The sequence below is a fragment of the Phreatobacter stygius genome, assembly GCF_005144885.1.
In the GTDB taxonomy this organism is placed as follows: domain Bacteria; phylum Pseudomonadota; class Alphaproteobacteria; order Rhizobiales; family Phreatobacteraceae; genus Phreatobacter; species Phreatobacter stygius.
In genome coordinates this window covers 3,626,985-3,643,244 of sequence record NZ_CP039690.1, presented here as the reverse complement: position 1 = coordinate 3,643,244, position 16,260 = coordinate 3,626,985, and the positions used below count along the sequence as shown (strand labels likewise).

Here is a 16,260-nt window from a genome sequence, read left to right as displayed (position 1 = left end):
GAGGGCGCGCTTGTCAATCCGGTCTTTTGTCGAGCGCGATCAAGCGCGTGTCAGCCACGCATCCACCAGATGACGGCAAGCCCCAGGGCGGCCGAGACGAGGCCAATGATGCGCAATTGCTGGATCGGCGTCAGACGCATGATCTCCAGCGCCTGGCGCACCCGCATCGGCAAGGCGGCAAGCAGAATGCCCTCGATGACGAGGACCAGGCCCAAGGCGGTCAGGAAGTCTTTCATGACGCACTTCTTCTTGGCGCCATCGAAAAATCCCGGCGCAGTCGGAGAAATTCCTGGCGCAATCGAAAAGGCCGCCGCGACGGGGTCGCGACGGCCTGAATCAGTTGGAAATCAACGGCTGGCGGGAGGAGCGTCCGGCGCCCGCGCCGGTGTCGGTCCGTTGCGCTGCCCGGAGGCGTCGCCGAAATAGCGGAAGAAGTCCGAATTCGGCGAGATCACCATGCGGGTATCGCCGGTTTTCATGCTCTGCTCATAGGCTTGCATGGTGCGGTAGAAGGAGAAGAAATTCGGGTCGCGGCCAAAGGCCTCGGCGAAAATCCGGTTCCTTTCGGCATCACCCGCACCGCGCAGTTCGTCAGCCCGCCGGTTGGCCTCGGCGAGAATGCCGGTGACCTCGCGATCGGCGCGGGCGCGGATGGTCACCGCCGCCTGGCTGCCGGTGGCGCGCAGGTCGGCCGCCTCCTGCCGGCGTTCGGTCTGCATGCGGTTGAACACCGCTTCCTGGTTGACCTGGGGAAGGTCGACGCGGGTCAGGCGCAGATCGACGATCTCGACGCCGAGCGTGCCGGCCTCGCGGTTCACCTCTTCCTGGATGCGGTTCATCAGCACGCCGCGATCGGTGCGGATCAACGCCGACATGGTGGTGCCGGCGATGACGTTGCGCATCGACGAATTCACGAAGCTCGCAAGCCGGGTATTGGCGTTGGGAACCGTGCGCACCGTCTGGAAGAACCGCAGGGGCTGGGTGATCCGATAACGGGCGAAGGCGTCGACATCGAGGTTCTGACGATCGGTCGAAAGCACCGACTGAACCGGCAGGTCGAGATCGAGGGTCCGCTTGTCCAGCGGCACGACATTGTCGATGAAGGGCATCTTGAAATAGAGCCCCGGCTCGCTGATCGGCTCGCGCACGACCTGGCCGAAACGCAGCACGATGGCGTGCTGCGTCTGCTGGACCACGAAGAAGGAATTGGCCAGGGCGAAAACGACGACCGCCGCGACGATGCCGAGAACCAGTTTGGTGGTCGAGTTCATCGCGTCGTCCCCTGGGTGGTGCCGGCCTGAGGGCGACGGGTGAGCTGGTCGAGCGGCAGGAACGGCTGGACGCCGTGTCCGCCAGCGGGCTGATCGATGATGATCTTGTCGGTGCCGCCGAGAATCCGCTCCATGGTCTCCAGGAACATGCGTTCGCGGGTCACGTCGGGCGCCCGGCGATATTGCTCATAGACCTGGGTGAAGCGGCTCGCCTGGCCGCTCGCCTCGGCGACGACCCGGTCGCGATAGGCTTCGGCTTCCTGCAGCGTCTGCGCGGCACGGCCGCGGGCTTCGGGAACCACCTGGCTCGAATAGGTCCGAGCCTCGTTCTGGACCCGGCTCTGGTCCTGCTGGGCCGCATTGACGTCCAGGAACGAGCCACGAACCTGCTGCGGCGGCAAGGCCGACAGGAGCTGCACGACACGAACGTTGACGCCGGACTTGTAGTCGTCGAGCGTCTTCTGCATCAGCGTGCGGATTTCGGCGGCGATCGCCGACTGATCGGTGGTCAGGATCGGCTGGATGTTGCGCCGGCCGACGGCCTCGCGCAGCGCGCTTTCGGCAACCGACTTCACGGTGCCTTCGGGGTTCTGCATCTGGAAGACGAAATCCGCGACCTGCGCCGCGTTGACGTCCCACTGCACTTCCAGATCGATGTCGATGATGTTCTCGTCGCCGGTCAGCATCAGGCTTTCCTCGAGCACATCGCGGTTGCCGCCGCGCGGACCGCCGCCGGAGCGGTAGCCAACCTCGGTGCGCCGCACATCGGTGACCGGGACGCGGTAGACCGTGCCGAACGGCGCCGGCGGGTTCCAGTTGAGGCCCGGCGCGGCATTGCCGATGTGGCGACCGAACACGGTGTTCACGCCAACTTCGTTCTGGCTGACCGTGTAGAACCCGGTCGCGGCATAGATGAAGGCGCCCAGGATGGCGATCAGCCCGATGCCCTTGGCGCCGATATTACCGCCGCCGCCCGGCAGCACGCTCTTCAGCCGCTCCTGGCTCTTGCGGATCAGTTCCTCGAGGTCTGGGGGCTGGCCGCCGCCGCCACCGCCCTGTGGCCCCTGGCCCCAGGGGCCCTTCGGACCGCTGCCGCCACCGCCGCCGCCCCATGGGCCGCCGCCGCCTTGATTGTTCCACGGCATGAAAAAGTCCTCGCTGAGAGAGCCTGGCGACGCGGAAAAGCGTCTCTGTTGTCCAGGGATATAGAAGAGCCGCCCTCGCCTTTCAACGCGATGCCACCTGCGTCATTGCCGCATTTCGGCTCCGTGGTGAATGAGGACAGCCCGGAAACTTCAACAAAAACCATAGGCTGGGCGCTGGCTTGACGCCAGGGGAGATCAGGCGCTGCGGGCGGCACGGCGATATTCGACCACGCGGAAGGCATAATCGTCGACCGGCCCGGCCGGATGGGCGGATATGTCGCGCCCTGCCCACACCGATAAATCGATCAACGGGAAGAAAGTATCGCCGTCGGGCGCTGCTTCGACATGGGTAATCAACAGCCGGTCGGCGAAAGCCATGGCCTGGGCATAAATCTCGGCGCCGCCCATGACGACGATCTCGGTCGCCCCCGAACGCAGCGTCTCGGCCCGCGCGACGGCGAGCGCCACGTCCAGCCCCGAGGCCACGACCGCGCCGGCGAGCGACAGGCCGGGATGGCGCGTGACCACGATATTGAGGCGTCTCGGCAATGGCCGCCCGAGGCTCTCGAAGGTCTTTCGCCCCATCACGACCGGCTTGCCGAGTGTGGCGGCGCGGAATCCGGCCATGTCCGATTTCAGCCGCCACAGCAACGCGTTGTCGCGGCCGATGACGCCATTGGACGCGACCGCCGCGATCAGCAGAACCGGCGTCATGGCGCCACCTCGCAACGCATCCACTTGGCCTCCAGAGCCGCGCCGGCGTCGATGCCCAGCCGGTCAGCCAGAGCCAGGGTGAAGCCCAGCACATCGGCGATCTCGCGGGCCAGGGCTTCGCGCCCGGCGGCGCCCTCGGCCTTGTGGCGCGATCGCGCGGTGGCGGCGAGATAGGCCTGGGTCAGTTCGCCCAGCTCTTCCTGCAGCTTGAAGACGATCCAGTCCTCGCCCGGTGTTATTCCAAATGACGCTTCGTAGCGCCGGCTGATGCGCTCGGCGCGCTTTTGCACATCCGACAGTGCCGACATCACACCGCCACCGGCGCCTTGATATGCGCATCGGCCTCGTAGCCGGTCAGCGTGAAGTCGTCATAACTGAAGGAAAACAGGTCCTTCACCGCGGGATTGAGTGTCATGACAGGCAGCGGCCGAGGCTTGCGGGCGAGCTGCAGCTTCGCCTGGTCCAGGTGGTTCACATAGAGATGCGCGTCGCCCAGCGTATGGACGAAGTCACCGGGCTTGAGCCCCGTGACCTGGGCCAGCATCAAGGTCAGCAGCGCGTAGCTCGCGATGTTGAACGGCACGCCGAGAAAAATATCGGCCGAGCGCTGATAGAGCTGACAGGAGAGCTTGCCGTTCGCAACATAGAACTGGAACAGGCAATGGCAGGGCGGCAGCGCCATGGCGTCGACATCGGCCGGGTTCCAGGCCGACACGATGAGCCGGCGCGAATCCGGATTCTTCCTGATCATGGCGACAAGATTGGCGATCTGGTCGATGACCCGCCCATCCGGCGCCACCCAGGACCGCCACTGCTTGCCATAGACCGGCCCGAGATCACCCTCGGCATTGGCCCAGTCATCCCAGATGGAGACGCCATGGGCCTTGAGATAGGCAATATTGGTGTCGCCCTTCAGGAACCAGAGCAATTCGTGGACGATCGACTTCAGATGCAGCTTCTTGGTGGTGATCAGCGGGAAACCGTCGCCGAGATCGAAGCGCATCTGATGGCCGAAAACGGACAGCGTACCGGTCCCGGTGCGGTCGTCCTTGCGGGCACCGGTGTCGAGCACGCGCTGCATGAGGTCGTGATATTGGCGCAACTGAGCCTCTCGGTGCGGCGAATCTCGGGCATTATACCCGAGTGGCGGCTATCGGGCAGCCGCCTGATGACATGGCTCGTGCGGTGTGCCGGGTTCCACTGTCGTCCGGGCAACAAAAACGCCGCCCGGAGGGGGCGGCGCTTCGGGCAAGACGCGAACGCTCATTTCTTGATGAACAGATCCAGCTTCTTGAAGTGATCGGCCAGGAGATAATAGACGGTGACGCGGTTCTTGGTCTTGTCGGCCTTCAGCGCCTCATGAACCTGGGCGATCGCGGCGTCGATCGCCTTTTCATCGGTGAGGCCGAGCTTCTTGATCGCGAAATTCTGCTTCACGCGATCGACTTCTTTCGCGTCGGTAAAGGAGACGAGCGACGAATCCCGGTTGCGCAGCGCGATTCCAAGATATTTCACGATGCCGGTCACGGCCGCCTCGTTCGCCTTAGGCGCATACTTCTTCACGTCTGCCAGCCAGTCGCTCATGGTGCTCCCTCTCGCCGTTGCAGCGCAGCCCAATGGAGCCGCGCATCACGCAACGCTAGCACCAAGAATTCCCAGCGTCACCGGCTTGTTTCAATAGATATCTGCCAAAAAAACCGCCGTCTTCAGGCTATTGTCACCACGGTTTCTTAAATCACCAGGTCACTGTGCCGAAAGGACAGGCCAATGGCGATCGGCATCGCGAATGAAGCCGGCAATATTGTTCTGCCAGGTGCGGTGCACATTGGCATCGTAGTTGAGGAACAGGCGGCCATCGACGATCCGCCATTGGCGCGGATCGCCGGCGGCGCGATAGCCCTGCGATGCCGCCCAGGCGCAGTGGCCGCCATAGGCCGGCGCATAGCGTTCAGGGGCCAAGGCGAAGGCGTCCCGGTTCGCCGCGCTGGCAAACCGCCAGGTCGCGCCCTTCCAGCGATGCTCGAAAGCGCTCGAGCCTCCGACCGGCCGGCCCTCGGAAAAATAGGCGACGACATCGTGGCCGCCGGCGCCGAGCGACGACAGCGGGCGGGTGTAGATCTCGGCAGCGGCGGCGTGGTCGCCGGCCAACAGGCCCAGGCCTGCGGCAAGCCCGATGAGCCCGCGGCGGGAGGGGGACGACAAGGGATGCATGGCACGGCTCCGGAACGTCAGGCATCGGCCTCCCGGTGCGGGATAGCCGCCTGACAAGCCTGTTCGAAGCCGAAGCGGGGTTCGTTACGATGCCGGCCCGGTGTGAGGCGGGCGGCGGCGGCGCAATCCAGCGCGGACAGGATCCGGCGCGGGCAAGAACCCGCGCCGGACCGGGCTTCACTCGGTAAAGACTTCGTCGCGGCTCTTGTTGATCGACGGCAGGAACGCCACGACGATCATGATCACCGCGATGACGATCAGGGTCGCCGAGATCGGACGGTTGACGAAGTCGACGAATACCGACCAGTCGCCGCGCGACATCAGGATGGAGCGGCGGAGATACTCCTCCATCAGCTTGCCGAGCACGAAGCCGAGCAACAGCGGCGCAACCTCGAAACCCATCTTCATCAGGGCATAACCGACCATGCCGAAGAAGGCCGTCATGACCACGTCGAACGGATTGTTGTTGATCGAATAGATGCCGATCGAGCAGAACATCAGGATCGCCGGGAACAGCATATTGTACGGCACCTTGAGCAGCTTCACCCACAGGCCGATCAGCGGCATGTTGATGATCAGCAGCATCAGATTGCCGATCCACATCGAGGCGATCATGCCCCAGAACAGATCGGGCCGCTTTTCCATGACCTGCGGGCCCGGCACGATGCCGTGGATGGTCATGGCGCCGACCATCAGCGCCATCACGGCATTGGGCGGAATGCCAAGCGTCAGGAGCGGAATGAACGAGGTCTGAGCACCGGCATTGTTGGCGCTTTCCGGTCCGGCGACGCCTTCGATCGCGCCCCTGCCGAAGCGCGAGGGATCCTTGGCGATCTTCTTCTCGACCGTATAGCTGGCGAACGGCCCGAGGACCGCGCCGTTGCCCGGCAGAATGCCGAGCGCCGAACCAATGAAGGTTCCGCGCAGGATGGGTTTGGCCGCATCCTTCAGGTCCTGCCAGCTCGGCAGCAACTTGCCGATCTTGTTCTTCAGGACGTCACGGGTTTCCGGGTTCTCCAGATTGCGCAGGATCTCGGCGAAACCGAACATGCCCATGGCGATGGCGGCGAAGTCGAGGCCGTCGGAAAGCTCCGCCCAGCGGAAGGTCATGCGATCGGCGCCGGTTTCCAGATCCTGCCCGACGGTCGAGAGCATGAGCCCGCACAGCACCATGGCGATCGCCTTGACCACCGAGCCGCGCGCCAGGACGACCGCGAAGATCAGGCCCATGACCATCAGCGAGAAATATTCGGCCGGACCGAACAGGAGAGCGACCCGGGTCAGCGGAATGGCAAGGCTGGCGATGATCAGGGTGGCGACCGTGCCGGCGAAGAACGAGCCAATGGCGGAGATGCCGAGCGCCACGCCGGCGCGACCGTTGCGCGCCATCTGGTGGCCGTCCAGCACGGTGACGACCGATGTCGCCTCGCCTGGAATATTGACCAGGATCGCGGTGGTCGAACCGCCATATTGGGCACCGTAATAGATGCCGGCCAGCATGATCAGCGCACCGACCGGATCAAGGCCGAAGGTGATCGGCAGCAGCATCGCGATGGTGGCGATCGGGCCGACGCCCGGCAAGACGCCGACCAGCGTGCCGATCATGCAGCCGAGGAAGCACAGAAAGATATTGATCGGCAGCCGGTAGACCACGGCCTGCTCGAGAAGACCAAAGAGAGTGAAAGAGATAGGCTTCAGTTCCAGCGTCACGCCGAAGCCGAGCCAAAGGTTGGCGAACATATCCATCGTGTGCGCCTTACCAGCCTGCCCAGGGAGCGACCGGGATCGGAAGCTTCAGCGCAACTTTGAACAACAGAATACAGAAGATCGTCATGATCACCGCGAAGATGGCATTCGGCAGCCAGCGCGTGTCCTTGGCCGCGAAGGCGGAAACCATCAGGGCAAGCGGGCCGGCCACGACAAGCCCAAGCGGCCGGACGGTCACGGCAAACAGTAGCACCGCGCCAAGCACGAAAACCGGACCACGAACGGACCAGGCCTCCAGCTTCGGACCGATGGTGGTCAGAGCTTGCGCGATGACGACCGCGCCCACCGCCATCAGCAGGAAGGACAGGCCGCGCGGGAACGAGCCGGGGCCAAGATTGGCGCCACGCCCGCCCGAAAGATTGGACGAGGCCCACAAACAGAATAGCCCGAAGGCCACGAGAAAAAGGCCCGCCATAAGGTCCTGCGGGCTCTTGATCAGACCACGAGGCTCCGCAGTCGCATTTACGTCGGTGTCAGGCATTTTCCCCCGCTCCGAGCACCCAGGAATTCCCCAGTTTGGGACGGTGCTTTCGCGCGCGGATGACATCACGGTGACCGGCGGAACACAAGCGCCCGCCCGATCACGTCACAATGAATTTTATGGATCAGTGATGTGGTTCGACAGGGCTTTCAGGCAGGCCGCTCGTGGCGTGACCTGTAGTATTCCAGGACAAAAAGCCGGATCGAGGAAGACAGATTTCCGTGCGTGCGGTCGCCATCAATATGGCCGACCAGATCCGACAAGGTTTCTCGCCGCTCGGCCGCAATTTCCTTCACCGCAGTCCAGAATTCATCTTCGAGACTGACGCTGGTCTTGTGCCCTTCGACGACAATCGAGCGCTTGACGACATGGCTTTTCATGGTCGTCGTCACTCCGACCGCTTGTGGCCGTCAAGGCGATGCGCCTCGAGTTCGGCCCGGGCCCGTTCGATACGCCGTTCCGTGGCGGTCGCGCCGAAGCGCAATCGATTGGCGTCGGCCTTCATTTCGTCGGCAGCGCGCGCCTTGCTCTTACGCGCGCGCCTGAGGTTGACCACATCACCCATGACCCTGTTCCATGCTCGCGCCGGACTGATTGCCCCTGGTCGGCGCCCCGCCGGACGCCGCCGCGGATCGCCGCCGATCCATGACCTCACCTAGCGAGCTCCTTAGCCGCGGAACCTTTCTTATCTGTCGAGCACCGGCAAAGAAACCTTCCCTCGGTACCGCCACAGCACCTGTAGCCACTTTCCGCACCGTAAGGTGACGGTTGAGTCAAGACATCCTGAAGATAACCGTTAAAATTGCACTCAAATGGGGGATGCTACCAAACGTGGCTCAGAGGCCCGCATCACCTTGACGTCTTCGGGCAATCGTCGGCCAGCTTGCCTATTTCTTGCGGAATTTGTCGAGGCTGACAACCTCGGCGCCGCCCGGCGGCGCGGCATCGGTCTTGACCTCGGCCTCGGCCGCCGGCCCAGCCTCTTCCGGTTCCGAACCGGCGCCGCGCGCCGCGCCGCGCGGCTTGGCCGCGGCCGATGGGGCGGGAGGCTCGACCGTCGCTGGCGCGGACAATTCCTTCGGCGCAACTGCGGCCGCATCGGGCCCCGAACCGGCCACCTCGAACTGCAGGCCGAACTGGACCGAGGGGTCGAAAAAGCCCTTGATCGATTCGAACGGCACCAGCAGCCGCTCCGGTATGCCACCGAAGGACAGGCCGACCTCGAACGTATGTTCGGTCACCGACAGGTCCCAGAACTGGTGCTGCAGGACCACCGTCATCTCCTGCGGATATTTCTCGCGCATGCGGTTCGACAGCCGGACCCCGGGCGCACGCGTATCGAAGGTAATATAGAAATGGTGGTCCCCGGGCAGGCCTTCACGGACGGCGTCGGTGAGCACGCGCCGCACGACGCCACGCAGCGCATCCTGAGCCAGAAGGTCGTAGCGAATGAGGTCGGTCGGCATGGGCGCTATTTGGGTGCAATTCGATCGCGGACTGGGATCAGTCCTATAGCCGCGCGACCAGCAGAACGTCCATGGTCCCGCTGCGCGGAAACGGCGGGAGGAAGTGGAGGCTTCTGTTGCCAGGTGCCTCCGAACCCCGCCTTACAGTGCTACCCGCAAGGACTTTGATTTCGGTACCTTCACCGCATTACGCGGCGACGGCAACCGGAGCATAGTTGTCGTTGGCAACTATTGAGATAGCCCGATAACGGTGGAACCATGCCGAGCAAAAGAACACCCTTTACACCCTCGTCGATCCTGTTTCGCCCCCATCACCAAGACCCCTGACAGGATCCTGATGGTGGAGGCGCCGGGTACTGCCCCCGGGTCCGATAGGCTTATTACGATGGCCGTTTATTGCCATAGCCGGGTTGCCCCGGCAGAACCGAATATAGGCGAGGCGGCGCGCGGTTGGAAGGGCGCCGTCGCGAGCCTCAGCGCCGCATGCCCGGCGCGGGCCCGATTTCGACCGGCGGCGGCAGCGGCGGCAGGATAGACATGGGTTCGCCGGGCGTCGCGCGCTGGCCATCGAGAGCCCGGCGCACGACCGACGGCAGGTCCGGAGGCTGCGGCGGCGGGGTGGCGATCCGCGACGGCGGGCGCGGTTCGGCCGGACGGCGCAACGGCAAAGGCGTCGAATCCGGCCGGCTTTCGGGCATTTCGATTCGCGGCTCGACCGCGGCCGCGGCAGGTGCCGGTTCCAGGTCCGGCGACGCAGCCGCCGGCGCCGGCTCTTCCGGCGGGCGCAGGGGCAGGCGGGTGAAGGCGCGCTGGCGTTGCCGCTCGAACCGGTCGCTCTCGATCATTTCGATGCGCAGCGCCTCGCGTTCGACCAAGCGGAGGCCGAGCCAGCCGGAGACGTCGTCGGCATCGAGCCGGCCGGCGGCCGCACCGAGCGGACCGTCGAACCACAAGGCGATCAACGGCACGGTCTCGGCGCGCGGTGGCGGCTCGGGCGCAATCCTGACGCTGGCCGCCAGTTCGCCGGCCACCAGATCGGCGCTGCCGCTCCAGCTGACCCGCCCGCCGGCAATGGCGAAAGCAGCCTCGCCTGCCCTGAGGCGTGGACCGGACAGCGTCAGCGGAATGTCGATCGGGCCGAGATCGACCGGTTTCGCCAGTTCGCGCGTCAAGGCCGCCGCGAAGCCGGCATCGTCGAGCGGCCGGCCGAAATCCTGCGCGATCTCGGCTGTCCGGGTCGCCCGCCGGAGCGCGGTTGGGTGGACGCCGGCAACCGTCGTTCGCGGCCAGGCGTGGCGGCCTTCGCCACGCAGGCTCGCCAGGAGCGACGCCGGGCTGGTGCCGTCGCCGCTCAGCGTGATCGACAGCGGCCCAGCGCCGGCAGCCCCTGGAAAGACCAAGGCCAGCGGCACCCGATCGACGCCGAACGTCGCCTGGACAACGGTCGCCAGCGCCGTGCGATCGAGCGCGACGTCGGCGGTCACGGTGCTTGCGGCGAGCCTCGCCCTGAAATCCCTGAGCGCCGTTTTCGAACCCTGGCGGAGCAGCGTGACGGTGACACCGGTCAAGGCGGACGAGCCGCCGAGCCCGAGGCTTTCGGCGCCGACCGCGATCTCGCCATCAAGGCCGTCGAGCAGCGTGCGGCTGAACGATGCGTCGGCGACCCGGCCCGCCTCGGTATCGATCAGCCAGGCCGGGCCGGTGAGCAAGCTGGCCAAGGCCTCGAAGCTGAGGGCGCCGACGCCGACGCTGCCAATGATCGTCCGCCCCCGCCCGGCAAGGGCGGCCTTCAGCGTGGTCGATCCGACACGCCCTTCCAGCCCGTCGATGCGCCAGCTGGCTTCGCTCGATTCGATCCGCGCCGACAGATTGGCCGGAACCGTACCGGCAAGCTCCGCCGGCACGCCAGCCAAAGGCAAGATCGGCGCGATATCGGGTGATGCCAGCGTGACGCTCAGATTGCTGCGCCCATCGGTGCCGCGGGTGCCGGTAAAATTGACCAGCGTATCGGCGGCCTGGGCTTCGCCGCGCAGACTGATCGGGCTGTTCACCGGCCTGTCGACCACCAGTTCCAGGCGGCTCGGGGTCGCCGTCGCGGCGCCAAGAGGCGGCACCCCGGTGGCGAGGCCAAGGAGCTGATCGGCGCGTGGCGCTTCCAGGACGAGGCTCGCCTGGCCGGCCAGCCGCTCGAGGCTGGCGAGCTCACCGGTGCCCGCGGCCTCGAGATGCATCCAGGCCGCGCCGACGCGCCCCTGGGCCCGGAGCTTGAGCGCCGCGCCGGCGCCGGCGCCGGCCTCGAAGCTCAACGCCAGATCAGTTCCGCCGAGCGAGGCGGCTCGGTCGGCCAGCAACCGGCCGATGCGGGCCGTCGCCTCGTCGCGCGCCAGGAAGGCGACCAAGGCATCGATCTTGTCCGCGGTCAGCCGGCCGGCGAGCCGGCCATTGAGGGGACCGCCCAGGCCGTCGAGGCGGCCGGTCAGGTCGAGACCGATGCCGGCGAGATCGCGGATCTTCAGCCGCTCCGCGTCGAAACGGTTGCCGTCGGAGGCAATCGTCACGTCGAGGCCGCGCGCCGCGACACCGGCAAAGCTTGCTTCGGCGGCCTTCAACTGCAGCCGCGTGTCGGTGGCCGGATCGAGGCGCGCGCCAGCGCCGCGGGCGAGCCGCAAGAGCAGATCGAGATCGAGCGCTTCCGCCGCCAGATCGAGGGTCAGCGCATGCCGGCCGAGCGCCGGCATGTCGAGCGCGATGCGGCCCCTGGCATCACCCGCTGCGGTGGCCGCCTCCAGCCGGTCGAGGACCAGCCGGCCAGGTTCGGCCGTCATGCTGGTCGACAGGCGGATCGGGTCGTCCAGCGTACCGGCCGGCGTCGCCTGGCCGTCGAGCCAGGACAGCAGCAGGCCGGGGCGCGTGGATTGCAGCGCCAGCGCTCCGGAAAAACCGAGCTCCGGTCGGAGCGCGATCCGCCCCTTGAGCTCGACGCCACTGTCGCCGGGCAGCCGCGCCGCCAGCCGTTCGGCCGACCAGCCGTCAGCGCCGGATTGCAAGTCGCCGCGCAGGTCGGCGACCAGGGCCCCGCCAATCGTCACGCCGCTGACATCGAGGCCGACGGTGACAGGCAGGTCTGAGCCGCCAAGCGCCGGCACCGCCGCGATCAAGGCGGCGATCACCTCGCGCGGCGTGCGCGGATTGCCCGCGGCTGGCCCGCCAGTGGTGTCGGTCAGCCGGTCGAGATCGACCTGGCGGGCCGTGACGATGGCGTCGAGCGCCGGCGTCTCGCCCCAGACATAACGCAGCGAGCCGGTCGCGCGGGCCGCCCGTTCGCCTGAGCCGAGCATGGCTTCGGCCCGCTCGAAGACCAGCGCCGAGGCGGTGACCGAGGCGGCGCCGCCGATCCGCCAGGGCAGAGCCCCGGCATCACCGGACAGAATGATGGTGCCGTCGAAGCGCGGATTGCCCGGCCCGCCGGTCGTCCCTTCCGCCTCGACGCCGAAACCGGTCACCCGGTCGACCGAACGAAGGCGCAGCATCAGGCCGCCGGCTTCCGGGAAGTTCGCCAGGATCTGCAGCGGCATCGGGCGTCCGGCGACGACCGCCGAGCCTTCCAGGCGCACCGGCCCCCGCGCGCCGCGCGCTTCGCCGGTCAGCGCGATCCGCTCGGCGACCAGCGTGCGCCCGCCCGCGGCATCGGCGACCGACAGGCGGGCATTCTGGATGGTGATCTCCTCGGCCGCCAGGCCTTGGGCCGGCAGCCCCTGGTCGAGCAAGGTCAGGTCGACATCGCGCAGATGGACGGCGGTGAGCGCCGCCTCGCCGCGCAACAGCGGCGCCACCCGCAATTCGCCGCGCAGACGGCCGATCTTCGCGCCGCTTTCGGCGCCGCCAATGGTCACGTCGCGAGCGTCGACGGCGATGGTCGGCAAGAGCCGGATGGTCAGGTCGCCGCCGATCCGGACCGGCAGGCCGAACAGCCGCCCGGCTTCCGCCTCGATCAGCGGCTTGTGGCTGTTCCAATCGATCAGCCACGGCCCGACCAGAGCCGAGAGGATCGCGATGATCAAGGCGATCCCGATGGCGAGGAGCGTGTTCTGCACGATGGCGCGGTCCCGCGAGAAGCGTCTGGCGAGTGTAGGCCATGGTGATGGCGATCGGAAGGCGGAACGACCCGCCCGCCCCCGATCGACCGTTTATTGGATCAGCGGATCATACCGCCCTGATTGCCGAAGCCCCAGCCGAAGCTGCCGGCCGGTGTGGCCTGCGCCGGCATCTGGATCGTCTCCGGCCGCGGCCGGCAGACCCGGCGGGTCCAGCGCGCGTCGTGGCGCGCCAGGTCAAGATGGAAATGGTCGTAATGGAACGAGTTGTAGCCGGGCCCGAGCACCGTGGTGAAATGGTCGCAGGCGCGAATGAAGATCTCGCGCAGGAAGGCCGATTCCGCGCCGTCGCTGCGCCAATGCGAACGAATGACCACGGTCTGACCATTGGACAGCACGAAGGCGAAGACATCGAGCGCATTGCCATAGGCGTGTTCGGACATCCGCGAGGCCGAGCCGCCGACCATGCCGCGGCAGGCAAACGAGCCGGCCTTGACCTCGACGACGTTGGCGCCGAGCCAGCGCTGGGCCGAAGGCTGAACCACGTTGTCGATCCAGCGATCGACGGTCGGCACCATCTGGCAAGCCAGCGTCTGCGGCCGGTTATAGGCGACCGCGCCCTGCGACTGGGCGGCGACGCGCAGCGGAAAGTCCATGCCGCAGCCGCCGGGACCATTGATCGCGTTGGTGCGCTGGACATAACGCGACATCTGCACCGCGCCCGACGACATGCAGCGGCTCTCCAGCTCGGACCGCCAGGCTTCGCGCCGCTCATAGGCATAACGTCCGCAGGCCGCGAGCGTCAGCCCGACTGCTGCGAAGATCACCCATTTCACTGCCTTGCGGCTGAAAATTTCCCTGCCGAACACAATACTCACCGGCCTGTCCCGACAATTTGCGAGAAGCCCCTAACCCGGCGTTCATCATGACGGCGCGGGGTGAACGGCAGCCCAAGAAAGGCGGTGAAGAAAATCTGAAGAGCCTGCCTCTGCACGGGACGGCTGCAATGCCGGCGCTGGAGACGCTTCCCCTGAGCCGGAGCCCGGCCTAAACAGGAGCATGCCCATTCGGTTCAATGATTCCGCCCTGATCGACGCGCTCGGAACGCTGGCGGTCGCCGCCGGCCACCGGGTGATGGCGCATTACGGCTGCGTCAGCACGGCGAAAGCCGACGGATCGCCGGTCACCGCGGCCGACCAGGAAGCCGAAGAAATCATTCTCGAAGGCCTGGCAAAGCTCCTGCCGGGCGTGCCGGTGCTGGCGGAGGAGTCGGCCGCCGCCGGCAAGCTGCCGGTCAGCACCGACCTGTTCATTGCCGTCGACCCGCTCGACGGCACGCGCGAATTCATTGCCGGCAATGGCGAATTCACCGTCAATATCGGCCTCGTCTCGGCCGGCAGCCCGGTCGCCGGCATCGTCTATGCGCCGGCGCGCCACCGGTTGTGGATCGGTGCAGCCGGCAAGGCCGAGGCTATGACACTGGCACCGGGGGAAGTGATCACCGCGGCCGCCGACCGGTCGCCGATCCGCACCCGCGCGGTGCCGGCCGAAGGTCCGGTCGCGCTGGTGAGCCGCTCGCATCCGGAAGCCGCCAGCGAGACGTTCCTGGCAAAACACGGCGTGACCCGCCGCCTGGCCATGGGGTCGTCGCTGAAATATGCCGTCATCGCCGAGGGCGGCGCCGATCTCACGGTCCGCTTCGCGCCGATCACCGAATGGGACATCGCCGCGGGCCATGCCCTGCTGGTCGCCGCCGGGGGGCGGATGACCACGCCGGAAGGTGGCGCGATCGTCTATGGCCGCGCCGAGGTCCGCTTCCGCACGGCCTCGTTCCTGGCGAGCAGCGGCGCATTGAGGCTGACCGGCTGAGACAAGGCCGCGACGGCGTCAGACCCGGCCACTCGGCAGCAACCGGTCGTGAACGATCATGCCGATCGCCATGGCCGCGACGAACAGGGCCGTCGGCGCAAGCCCAAGGACGAGAGAAGCGACCGCCGGACCGGGGCAGAGCCCGGCCATGCCCCAGCCAAGGCCGAAAATGGCCGACCCGACGACGAGGCGCCGGTCGATGGCGGTGTCGGCCGGCAGGTCGAAAGCCCGGTCGAAGGCCGGCCGCTGGAGCTTCCGTTGAAGCCAGGTGCCAAGCCCTGCCACCATCACCGCGCCGCCCAGCACGAAGGCCAGGCTCGGGTCCCAATTCCCGGTCACGTCGAGAAAGCCGCGGACGCGCGCCGGGTCGAGCATGCCCGAGAGCGACAGGCCGAAGCCGAAGATCGTGCCGGAGGCAAGGGCTGCGAGAAGCCGGAACAAGATCATGTGCCAAGCCCTCGCATGATCAGGACGGTCAGCACGGCGGTGCCGAGAAAGGTGACGACGGCCACCACCGATCGCGGCGACAGCCGGGCGAGGCCGGCGACGCCATGGCCGCTGGTGCAGCCGGATCCGAGCCGGGTTCCGAAGCCGACCAGCAGGCCGGCCACCGCGATCAATGGCAGGGATACCTGGATATGAACCGCCGGCCATTGACCGAAACCTGCCCGATAAAGCAGCGGACCGAGCAACAGGCCGATGATGAAGGCGGCGCTGGCGGCAAGCCGCTGGTCGAGCGGCCTGAACAGCGGTCGAAACAGGCTTGCCACAATGCCGCTGATGCCGGCGATGCGGCCGTTGAGCAGCATGAGCATGGCGACCGACAATCCGATCAGCATGCCGCCGACAAGAGAAGGCCAGTAGCCGGTCATCGCGCGTCCTCCTTGGCCGGTTCGGCCGCGTCCGTGCAGAAGATGGCATAGAGCGCGCCGACAAGCTCGGCGGCCTTGGTTCCGGTCAGCCGGTAAAAGATCTGTTTGGATACGCGGCGGGTTTCGACAATGCCGGCGGCGCGCAGCACGGTGAGCTGCTGCGACAGGGTGGGCTGATGGATGCCGAGCCGGTCCTCCAGCGCGCCGACCGAGAACTCGCCTTCGACGAGGGTGCAGACCAGCATCAGCCGATTGCGGTTGGCGAGCGTGCGCAAGAGACCCGCGGCCTCGCCTGCCCGCTGCTGCATGACGGCGGCGATATTTGCGGATTTGACCTGCTGGCCAGCAGTAACGCCGATCGTTGTCATGA

19 protein-coding genes and 1 other RNA gene are annotated in these 16,260 nt (G+C 66.6%); 1 reads left to right on the top strand and 19 read right to left on the bottom strand.

What is annotated here, in order from left to right:
- Window positions 1–50: 50 nt before the first annotated feature.
- The 16 genes from E8M01_RS17175 to E8M01_RS17100 form a co-directional block, all read right to left on the bottom strand.
- On the bottom strand, window positions 51–236 hold the full coding sequence (locus E8M01_RS17175; protein WP_136961237.1) for a DUF2065 domain-containing protein: 186 nt from the start codon (window positions 234–236) through the stop codon (window positions 51–53).
- A 111-nt stretch (window positions 237–347) separates the two neighbouring features.
- Entirely contained in the window at window positions 348–1,271 is a 924-nt protein-coding gene (gene hflC / locus E8M01_RS17170; protein WP_136961236.1) for a protease modulator HflC, read from the bottom strand.
- Window positions 1,268–2,416: an FtsH protease activity modulator HflK gene (gene hflK, locus E8M01_RS17165; protein ID WP_136961235.1), complete on the bottom strand. Its 1,149-nt coding sequence runs from the start codon at window positions 2,414–2,416 to the stop codon at window positions 1,268–1,270. Before hflK ends, hflC begins: the two co-directional genes overlap by 4 nt.
- Before the next feature lie 195 nt (window positions 2,417–2,611).
- Window positions 2,612–3,130 carry a dihydrofolate reductase gene (locus tag E8M01_RS17160; protein ID WP_136961234.1) on the bottom strand — a complete coding sequence of 173 codons (519 nt, stop codon included), beginning with the start codon at window positions 3,128–3,130 and terminating at the stop codon, window positions 2,612–2,614.
- Window positions 3,127–3,438, bottom strand: a complete 312-nt coding sequence (locus E8M01_RS17155) for a pyrophosphohydrolase domain-containing protein (RefSeq protein ID WP_136961233.1) — start codon at window positions 3,436–3,438, stop codon at window positions 3,127–3,129. Before E8M01_RS17155 ends, E8M01_RS17160 begins: the two co-directional genes overlap by 4 nt.
- Entirely contained in the window at window positions 3,438–4,232 is a 795-nt protein-coding gene (locus tag E8M01_RS17150; RefSeq protein ID WP_136961232.1) for a thymidylate synthase, read from the bottom strand. The genes E8M01_RS17155 and E8M01_RS17150 overlap by 1 nt, the downstream gene beginning before the upstream one ends.
- Window positions 4,233–4,393: 161 nt before the next feature.
- Complete coding sequence (locus E8M01_RS17145; RefSeq protein WP_136961231.1) at window positions 4,394–4,714, bottom strand: DUF2853 family protein; 321 nt, start codon at window positions 4,712–4,714, stop codon at window positions 4,394–4,396.
- A 159-nt stretch (window positions 4,715–4,873) separates the two neighbouring features.
- A complete protein-coding gene (locus E8M01_RS17140) occupies window positions 4,874–5,341 on the bottom strand; it encodes a YHS domain-containing (seleno)protein (protein ID WP_136961230.1) in 468 nt (155 codons plus the stop codon).
- 177 nt (window positions 5,342–5,518) lie between these two features.
- A complete protein-coding gene (locus tag E8M01_RS17135) occupies window positions 5,519–7,087 on the bottom strand; it encodes a tripartite tricarboxylate transporter permease (RefSeq protein WP_136961229.1) in 1,569 nt (522 codons plus the stop codon).
- Window positions 7,088–7,097: 10 nt separating this feature from the next.
- Entirely contained in the window at window positions 7,098–7,589 is a 492-nt protein-coding gene (locus tag E8M01_RS17130; RefSeq protein ID WP_170181941.1) for a tripartite tricarboxylate transporter TctB family protein, read from the bottom strand.
- A gap of 149 nt (window positions 7,590–7,738) precedes the next feature.
- The gene (locus E8M01_RS17125) at window positions 7,739–7,969 is read right to left on the bottom strand and encodes a ribbon-helix-helix domain-containing protein (RefSeq protein ID WP_136961227.1); all 231 of its coding nucleotides are present in this window, start codon (window positions 7,967–7,969) and stop codon (window positions 7,739–7,741) included.
- 8 nt (window positions 7,970–7,977) lie between these two features.
- Complete coding sequence (locus tag E8M01_RS17120; protein ID WP_136961226.1) at window positions 7,978–8,154, bottom strand: DUF4169 family protein; 177 nt, start codon at window positions 8,152–8,154, stop codon at window positions 7,978–7,980.
- Window positions 8,155–8,476: 322 nt separating this feature from the next.
- Window positions 8,477–9,055, bottom strand: coding sequence for an SspB family protein (locus E8M01_RS17115; protein WP_136961225.1), 579 nt, complete (start codon window positions 9,053–9,055; stop codon window positions 8,477–8,479).
- Window positions 9,056–9,157: 102 nt separating this feature from the next.
- Window positions 9,158–9,515: a transfer-messenger RNA gene (gene ssrA, locus E8M01_RS17110) on the bottom strand.
- Window positions 9,516–9,528: 13 nt separating this feature from the next.
- The gene (locus E8M01_RS17105) at window positions 9,529–13,149 is read right to left on the bottom strand and encodes an AsmA family protein (RefSeq protein WP_136961224.1); all 3,621 of its coding nucleotides are present in this window, start codon (window positions 13,147–13,149) and stop codon (window positions 9,529–9,531) included.
- Between the two features lie 101 nt (window positions 13,150–13,250).
- On the bottom strand, window positions 13,251–14,027 hold the full coding sequence (locus E8M01_RS17100) for an extensin-like domain-containing protein (protein ID WP_136961223.1): 777 nt from the start codon (window positions 14,025–14,027) through the stop codon (window positions 13,251–13,253).
- A 181-nt stretch (window positions 14,028–14,208) separates the two neighbouring features.
- Here E8M01_RS17100 and E8M01_RS17095 point away from each other — a divergent pair, with 181 nt between their 5' ends.
- A complete protein-coding gene (locus tag E8M01_RS17095; RefSeq protein WP_136961222.1) occupies window positions 14,209–15,018 on the top strand; it encodes a 3'(2'),5'-bisphosphate nucleotidase CysQ family protein in 810 nt (269 codons plus the stop codon).
- An 18-nt stretch (window positions 15,019–15,036) separates the two neighbouring features.
- On the opposite strand, the gene E8M01_RS17090 is transcribed toward E8M01_RS17095, so the two are convergent.
- Genes E8M01_RS17090 through bigR form a run of 3 tightly spaced genes read right to left on the bottom strand, consistent with a single transcriptional unit; the run spans window position 15,037 to window position 16,258 of the window.
- Entirely contained in the window at window positions 15,037–15,465 is a 429-nt protein-coding gene (locus E8M01_RS17090) for a YeeE/YedE family protein (RefSeq protein WP_136961221.1), read from the bottom strand.
- Window positions 15,462–15,890, bottom strand: a complete 429-nt coding sequence (locus tag E8M01_RS17085) for a YeeE/YedE family protein (RefSeq protein ID WP_136961220.1) — start codon at window positions 15,888–15,890, stop codon at window positions 15,462–15,464. The genes E8M01_RS17090 and E8M01_RS17085 overlap by 4 nt, the downstream gene beginning before the upstream one ends.
- Complete coding sequence (gene bigR, locus E8M01_RS17080; RefSeq protein ID WP_136961219.1) at window positions 15,887–16,258, bottom strand: sulfite-sensing transcriptional repressor BigR; 372 nt, start codon at window positions 16,256–16,258, stop codon at window positions 15,887–15,889. The genes E8M01_RS17085 and bigR overlap by 4 nt, the downstream gene beginning before the upstream one ends.
- Between the last annotated feature and the right edge of the window lie 2 nt (window positions 16,259–16,260).